This window comes from Streptomyces sp. bgisy159, from assembly GCF_057707805.1.
This window is the reverse complement of the sequence record NZ_JBYIQX010000035.1, coordinates 69,918-76,938: the sequence shown is the minus strand read 5'-3', so window position 1 is coordinate 76,938 and position 7,021 is coordinate 69,918. Positions and strand designations below refer to the sequence as shown.

The 7,021-nt window shown below is 74.2% G+C and carries 6 protein-coding genes; 2 read left to right on the top strand and 4 right to left on the bottom strand.

Translation table 11 applies throughout. The features are described from left to right. On the top strand, positions 1-216 hold a 216-nt coding region (locus tag AC3ET3_RS27295), incomplete at its 5' end, for an LAETG motif-containing sortase-dependent surface protein (RefSeq protein ID WP_435613048.1). Positions 217-292: 76 nt separating this feature from the next. On the opposite strand, the gene AC3ET3_RS27290 is transcribed toward AC3ET3_RS27295, so the two are convergent. Then, on the bottom strand, positions 293-1,150 hold the full coding sequence (locus tag AC3ET3_RS27290; RefSeq protein ID WP_432138529.1) for an alpha/beta fold hydrolase: 858 nt from the start codon (positions 1,148-1,150) through the stop codon (positions 293-295). A 159-nt stretch (positions 1,151-1,309) separates the two neighbouring features. After that, complete coding sequence (locus AC3ET3_RS27285; RefSeq protein WP_432138530.1) at positions 1,310-1,756, bottom strand: MarR family winged helix-turn-helix transcriptional regulator; 447 nt, start codon at positions 1,754-1,756, stop codon at positions 1,310-1,312. A 125-nt stretch (positions 1,757-1,881) separates the two neighbouring features. Here AC3ET3_RS27285 and AC3ET3_RS27280 point away from each other — a divergent pair, with 125 nt between their 5' ends. Continuing rightward, positions 1,882-2,256 (top strand): cupin domain-containing protein, encoded by a 375-nt coding sequence (locus tag AC3ET3_RS27280; RefSeq protein ID WP_432138531.1) that lies wholly within the window; start codon positions 1,882-1,884, stop codon positions 2,254-2,256. 186 nt (positions 2,257-2,442) lie between these two features. Here AC3ET3_RS27280 and AC3ET3_RS27275 read toward each other — a convergent pair whose 3' ends face one another. Both AC3ET3_RS27275 and AC3ET3_RS27270 read right to left on the bottom strand, forming a co-directional pair. After that, positions 2,443-3,453, bottom strand: a complete 1,011-nt coding sequence (locus tag AC3ET3_RS27275) for a DNA polymerase Y family protein (RefSeq protein WP_435613047.1) — start codon at positions 3,451-3,453, stop codon at positions 2,443-2,445. Next, positions 3,450-6,986: a DNA polymerase III subunit alpha gene (locus AC3ET3_RS27270; protein ID WP_435613046.1), complete on the bottom strand. Its 3,537-nt coding sequence runs from the start codon at positions 6,984-6,986 to the stop codon at positions 3,450-3,452. Before AC3ET3_RS27270 ends, AC3ET3_RS27275 begins: the two co-directional genes overlap by 4 nt. Positions 6,987-7,021: the final 35 nt, after the last annotated feature.

The following is a 7,021-nucleotide window of genomic DNA, read 5'->3' as shown; positions in this document are numbered from 1 at the left end:
CCCCCCCCCCCCCCCCCCCCCCCCCCCCCCACACCGGCCGCCGCGGGCAACGCGCCCGAGGCCGCCGGTGCGGCGGGGAACCTCGCCGAGACCGGGGGCGACGCGAGCACCACGTACCTGGCGATAGGGGGCGCGGCCACCCTCGCGCTGGGTTCCGCCGTGCTGTTCGCCTCGGTGCGGCGCAGGGCGGTGACCGGCGGTAGCGACGGCCGCTGACGCCGCGTCCGGACTCCGGGGCCCGACCGGCGGCTCAGGCCGGTCGGGCCCCGGCGGTGCATCGTGCGCGCCCGGGTCAGTCGAACACGGACGCGCAGGTGGTGCGTGAGGCGTGCGCCGGGTCGAGCGCGTTGGTCACCTCGTGGAAGGCGATACGGTCGGTCAGTCCGATGAGCACGTGCTCGGACAGGTCCAGCGGGCAGAGGTCCTGGACGAGGACGTTCCTGACGCCGGGTCCGGTCAGGAACTGGCTCCGGTAGGGGGTGACCACCTCGTCGTACCGGCTGGCGATGACCGTGTAGCGCACCCCGGGGACGGTGTCGCCGCCCGCGTTGAGCCGGGTGAGGAAGTCGGAGCCGGTGATCTGCTGGGCGAGGGCGGGGGTGGCCGCGGAGAGCAGGTCCTCGGCGCCGGGGAAGTACGGCAGGAGCTTGGTCAGCCCGCTCAGCGTGGTGCCGTGGTTGCTGGGCGCGATGCCGACCAGGGCGTTCACCTTGGCGGCTCCGCCGAGGAACTTGAGGTAGTAGCGCGGCATCATGCCGCCCTGCGAGTGGCCGACGACGTCGACCTCGGCGGCGCCGGTGGCGGCGAGAACCCGGTCGACGTAGGCGGAGAGCTGTGCGGCGGACTCGTCGATGGGGCCGAGGGCGTGGAAGAGGGGGACGCCGTCGAGCTGACCGTAGTCGAGGGAGAAGACGCAGTACCCGCGGTGCTTCAGGTAGGGGGCGAGGGCCAGCCAGTTGTCGACGGAGTTGGCGAAGGTCCCGTGGACCAGGACGACGGGCCGCGGGTGGGCGGCGGACGGCTTGCAGGAGTAGTCGTTCCAGCCACTGCTGGTGGTGGACGCGTGGGCGGAGGCGGCGGGGACGGTGAGCACCGCGATGGCCAGCAGGAACGCGGCCAGCGGTCTGAACACTCGCTTCCAGGACAGCATCGAGTGATCTCCTTGCGGCTCATGGGGAGTGAGATGGCCTTACGCCCTGTGATCCGGATCACGAGGATGCTGTGCACCTGTCAAGTTACGAGCGAGTAGGTGAAGTGTGAAGTTACGCCTCAGTAAAAACTTCCAGTGATAGTCAGCGACCGACGTTCGTCACCAGGCGGGCCTGAGGGGACCATAAGGGGCAATCCGCGACAAAGACTCACGCAACGCCCGCACCTCACCCTCCCCGAGCATCCCGGCCCAGGCGCTGACGGCCTCGGCCGCCGCCTGCTCCGCCGCACGGGTGCACTCCCAGCCGCGCTCGGTGAGCACCACCAGCCGCGCCCGCGCGTCCCCGGGATGCGCCCGGCGCTCCACGTACCCCTTGCGCACCAGCTCGTCGACGAGCTGGCTGGCCGCCTGCTTGGTGACCCCGAGGTGCGTGGCGACCTCGGTCACCGTCGCCCCCTGGGGCGCGAGCCGCGCGAAGACGAAACCGTGCGCCGGCCGCACCCCCTCGAAACCCCGGGCTACGACGCCGTCATGGATGCGCTGGGTGAGGTCACCGGCGGCGGAGAGCAGGGCCGCGGTCAGGGCGAGGGCTTCGGAGTTCTGCACGGGCCCATGAAACACCCTTGACGTTTTGGTCAAGCCGCTTGACCATATAGTCAAGGAACTTGACCACTTGGCCACCGCCACCCGGTCGCCGCCATCCCGCTACCGCCCCTGGCAAGGAGTCGCTCATGCCCGTCGTCCGCTCGTCCGAAGCCGTGACCCATGAAATGCACGGTGCCCGCTTCGTCACCCACGCCTCCCCGCGCACCGGCAGCAAGGAGCTGTGCGCCTGGCGGGGCGAGATCCCGCCGGGGACCCGGGCCCCCGCGCACACCGTCACCCGGGAGGAGGTCTTCCATCTGCTCGTCGGCGAACTGCTGATCACCGTCGACGGCGAGACCCACCGTGTCACCGCCGGTGACACGCTGATCGTCAACCCGGGCGCCACCCTGTCCGTCGAGAACCCGACGGATCACACCGCGCTGTCCTGGGTCACCACGTCCATCGGCCTGGAGGCCGAGCTGGCCGACGGCACCCGCATCGCTCCCCCGTGGGCCAACTAGCCTCCGCCGCGCCGCGGGCCGACCGGCTCGGAGGTGACCTCACCGACCAGCCTCCGCCACAGACCGACTGGTTCGGACACGAACCCCGGCCAGCCTCCGCCGCAGACCGACCGGCTTCCGCCGCGAACCGGCTGGTCTCCGCCCAGGGCGGACCGGCCGCCGACGGGTACGCCGCGGCCGGTACGGTCACGCGGCCAGCGTCCCCGGCACGATCGCCCGCGGCCCGAACTTCGCCCGCGCGCGGTCGGCGACCTCCTCGACCCGGCGGACCTTCTCGTCGACGGGATCGAAGGAGAGCTGGTGGGCGGCCTGGTCGGCCGGGGTCAGCCCCTCGGCGCGCAGGGCGACCGCCCGGACCCGGGCGCGTTGCAGGCCGAGCGCCTCGTACAGGCCGTACGCCGTCCGCGTCAGCGCGGCCGAGTGCGCGGTCGGCTCCGGGAGGGTGCGGCTGCGGGTGGTGGAGGTCCGGTCGGCGTAGCGGACCCTGAGGGTCAGGGTCCGGCAGACCTTCTCCAGCGCGCGCAGCCGGGCGCCGATCTCCTCGGCGGCCGACAGCAGGGCGCGCCGGTGCCGGTCGGGGTCCAGCTCGTCGCGCTCGAAGGGGCGTTCCGTCATCAGCATGGGGGTCCCCCCGTTCGAGTGAAGCCGAGAACGGGAGAGGGCGGCGCCGTTGGGGACGACCCGCCCCCGGTCCACCCCGGCCGCCTTCTCCCGCAGCTCCCGGCCGGCCCTGGCGCCGATCAGGCGCTGCAGGGTGGACAAGGGGGCGGCGGCGACCAGGCCGAGGGTGTCGAGGCCGTACTCGCCCAGGGTGCGGGCGGTCGCGGCCCCCACTCCGGGCAGCGCGGCGACGGGCCGGTCGGCGAGGAACGCCGCGATGCCGTCCGGGTCCCCGGGGACGGCGCGGGTCACCCCCGGGCGGGCGTCGGCCAGCGCCATGCGGGCCAGCATCGGGCCGGGCCCGGCGCCGATCACACAGTCGACGCCGTACAGCGCGAGGGCGCGGACCCGGATCACCGAGGCCAGTTGCACCGCGTCGCGCCCGAAGTACCGTTCGGCGCCGTGCAGATCGGCCAGTGCCCCGTCCGGGGGCAGGGCCTCGACGACCGGGGTGAAGTCCTCCAGGAGCTCGAGCAGCCCCGGCAGGGCCGCCTCACGCACCGGCGGCAGCTGGAAACGTACGCAGAGAATGGTCATCCCGCACTCCCCGGACTCTGGTGCCACAACTTCCTGCCCACCGCGGGCCCTTCGCCCGCCGGGCGCAGATCCGCCCAGGGGTGCATCTCGTACCCCGTGGGCATCCGGATCCGCCGGTCCTCCATCGGGTCACGGGCCGCGGAGCCCGCGGGCGCCGGACGCCCGTCCGAACCGGCGAGCCGGGCCCGCTCGGGACCGTCACGGTCCGCCGGCGCGGTGCCCCTCCCGGTGTCGCCCCCGGCGCCACGGGGCGGCTCGGCCAGCCGGGCCGCCACCTCCTCCAGGCCGCCCCGGGCGCGCAGTTCGACGAGGTCGGCGAGGTTCCAGGCGGCCGAGCCGACCACACTGAGGCTGCGCGGGCCGCGCCGCTGCACCACACCGCGCACCAGCAGCAGCCAGGAGTGGAAGACGGTGTGGGCGCAGGCGTCGTGGGAGTCGTCGAAGAAGGCGAGGTCGACCAGGCCCGTGCCGTCGTCCAGCGTGGAGAAGATGACCCGCTTGCCGGAGCGGATCGGCGGGGTCTGGGTGGCCGCCTTGGCGCCCGCGACCAGCACGGTCTCCCCGTGCCGCGCCTCGCGCAGGCGGCGCGCGGAGACCACGCCCAGCTCGCGCAGGAACTCCCGGTGGTCGTCCATCAGGTTGCGCGAGGCGTCCATGGACAGCACGCCCAGCTCGGCGCTGAGCCGCTCCGCCTCCGACAGGTCGGGCAGCCCCGCGGACGCGGTGTTCCGCCCGCCCGCCAGGGGGAGCTGCCCGCCCCCGCCGCCGCGGGCGCCCCGGTGCAGCTCGGTCAGGTGCAGTTGCAGGTCGCGGCGGTTGGCACCGAACGCGTCCAACGCGCCGACCTGGGCGAGCCGCTGGGCCAGCGGCCGGCTCGGTCGCGCCCGCTCCCAGAAGTCCAGCAGGGAGGCGTACGGCTGCCCGTCCTCGATCCGCTTCGCCTCGGCCTCGCTGATGTTGTGCACGTCGCAGAGCGCCAGGCGCAGCCCCCACACCCCGTCAGATTCAGACACCAGTTCGATACGGTGTGCGACGCCCGACCGGTTCACGTCCAGGGGCAGAATCGGCACCCCGCGCCGCCGAGCGTCCGCCAGCAGCAGCCGCTTGGGGTACATGCCGGGGTCGTGGGTGAGCAGCCCGGCGTAGAAGGCGGCCGGGTGGTGCGCCTTCAGCCACGCCGACTGGTAGGTGGGCACGGCGAAGGCGACCGCGTGCGCCTTGCAGAAGCCGTAGGAGCCGAACGCCTCGACGATCTCCCAGGTCCGCCGGACCGTCTCCGCGTCGTACCCCCTGGCCGCCGCGTGCTGCGCGAACCAGACCTTGATCCGCGCCTGCGACTCCGGATCGGACAGCCCGCGCCGCACCCGGTCGGCCTCGCCGCGGCCGCAGCCGGTCATGATGTCGACGATGTCGATGACCTGCTCGTGGAAGACGACGACGCCGTACGTCTCTCGCAGCGGCCGCTCCAGATCGGGGTGCGGGTAGCGGACCGGCGCCCGCCCGTGCCGCGCCTCGATGAACGGCCGCACCATGTCGGCGGCGACCGGACCCGGCCGGAACAGCGAGATGTCCACGACCAGGTCGTGGAAGGTCGCCGGCTGGAGCCGCCCGACCAGGTCGCGCTGGCCCGGCGACTCGATCTGGAAGCAGCCGAGCGTCTCCGCGGAGCGGACGAGGGCGTACGTCGCCGGGTCGCCCGGCGGCAGGGCGTCCAGGTCGATCCGCTCCCCCGACGCCCGCTCGGCCTCCGCGACCGCGTGTGCCATCGCCGACTGCATCCGCACGCCCAGCACGTCGAGCTTGAGCAGCCCCAGGTCCTCCACGTCGTCCTTGTCGAACTGGGACATGGGCAGGCCCTCACCGCTGGTCGGCATCACCGGCGTACGGTTCAGCAGGGACGCGTCGGACAGCAGCACCCCGCACGGGTGCATGGCGACGCCGCGCGGCAGCGCGTCGAGCGCCTCGACCAGCTCCCACAGCCTGCCGTAGCGCTCCCGCTCCCCCGCGAGCTCCTTCAGCTCGGGCAGTTCGTCGAGGGCCGCGCGGGCGTCGCGGGCCCGGATGTGCGGGAAGGACTTGGCGATCCGGTCGATGTCGGCCGGGTCCAGGGACAGCGCGGCGCCCACGTCGCGGATCGCGTGGCGGACCCGGTACGTCTCCGGCATCGCGACCGTGGCGACCCGCTCGGTGCCGAACCGGCCGATGATCGCACGGTAGACCTCCAGCCGGCGCGCCGACTCCACGTCGATGTCGATGTCGGGCAGCACGACGCGCTCCCGGGACAGGAAGCGCTCCATCAGCAGCCCGTGCTCGACCGGGTCGGCGTGTGCGATGCCGAGCAGATGGTTGACCAGGGAGCCGGCGCCGGAGCCGCGGGCGGCAACCCGGATACCCATGTCCCTTACGTCGTCCACGACCTGAGTGACCGTCAGGAAGTAGGAGGCGAAGCCGTGGTGGGAGATGATGTCCAGCTCGTGGTGCATGCGCTCCCAGTACGCGCGGCGGCCGGCGTAGCCGAGGCGCACCATCCCGGCCGCCGCCCGCGAGGCCAGCGTCCGCTGGGCGGTGCGGCGGCTCGCGCCGACGAGGTGCGGCTCGGGGAAGTGGACGGTGCCGATACCGAGGTCGTCCTCGGGGTCGACGACGCATTCGAGGGCGGTCGCCTGGGTCTGCTCCAGCAGCCGGAGGGCGGTGTCCCGGCGGAAGCCGGCGGCCTCCACGATCCGCTCGGCCGCGTGCCGCATCGCGTCGGCGCCCTTCAGCCAGGCCTCGCCCGAGTCCAGCCCCTTGGCCGGGTCGATCGGCACCAGCCGGCGGGCGGCGTCCAGCACGTCGGCGACCGGACCCTGCCCGGGGTCGGCGTACCGGACGGCGTTGCCGAGCACCGGCCGGACGCGCTGCTCGGCCGCGAAGCCGACGGTCCGGGCGGCCAGCCGCAGCGAGCCGGGGCCGGTGCCCTCGCGCCCGTGCCAGACGGCTTCCAGCCGCAGGGCGTCGCCATGGACCTCGCGCCAGGCGGCGAGCAGCCGCGCGGCCCGGTCCGGGCGGCCGGCGGCGAGGGCGCGGCCCACGTCGGAGTCGGGGCCGAGCAGGACGGTGAGGCCGTCGGCGCGGTCGGCGGGCCGGGGCAGCAGGGGGGTGCCGCCCTCGGCGGCGTGCGCCGCCGAGACGACCGCGCACAGGCCGGCCCAGCCCCGGGCACCGTCGCGGGCGAGGAAGGTGGCCCGGGGGGCCGACTCGTCGACGAAGGCCCCGCCGCGCACGGGGGTGCGGCGGCGCTCCCGGCGGGTGGGGTCCTCCCGGCGGGCGGGCTCGGACGGGGCCACCGCGAGGTCCACCCCGAAGAGCGGACGGATCCCCGCCTTCGCGCACGCCTTGGCGAAGCGGACCGTGCCGGCGAGGGTGTCGCGGTCGGTGAGGGCGAGGGCGTCCATGCCCCGCTCGGCGGCACGCTCGGCCAGCCGCTCCGGGTGCGAGGCGCCGTGGCGCAGGGAGAACCCGGAGACGGTGTGCAGATGCGTGAACCCCGGCATCCCCACCTCCCACCATCACCACTATCGAACATCCG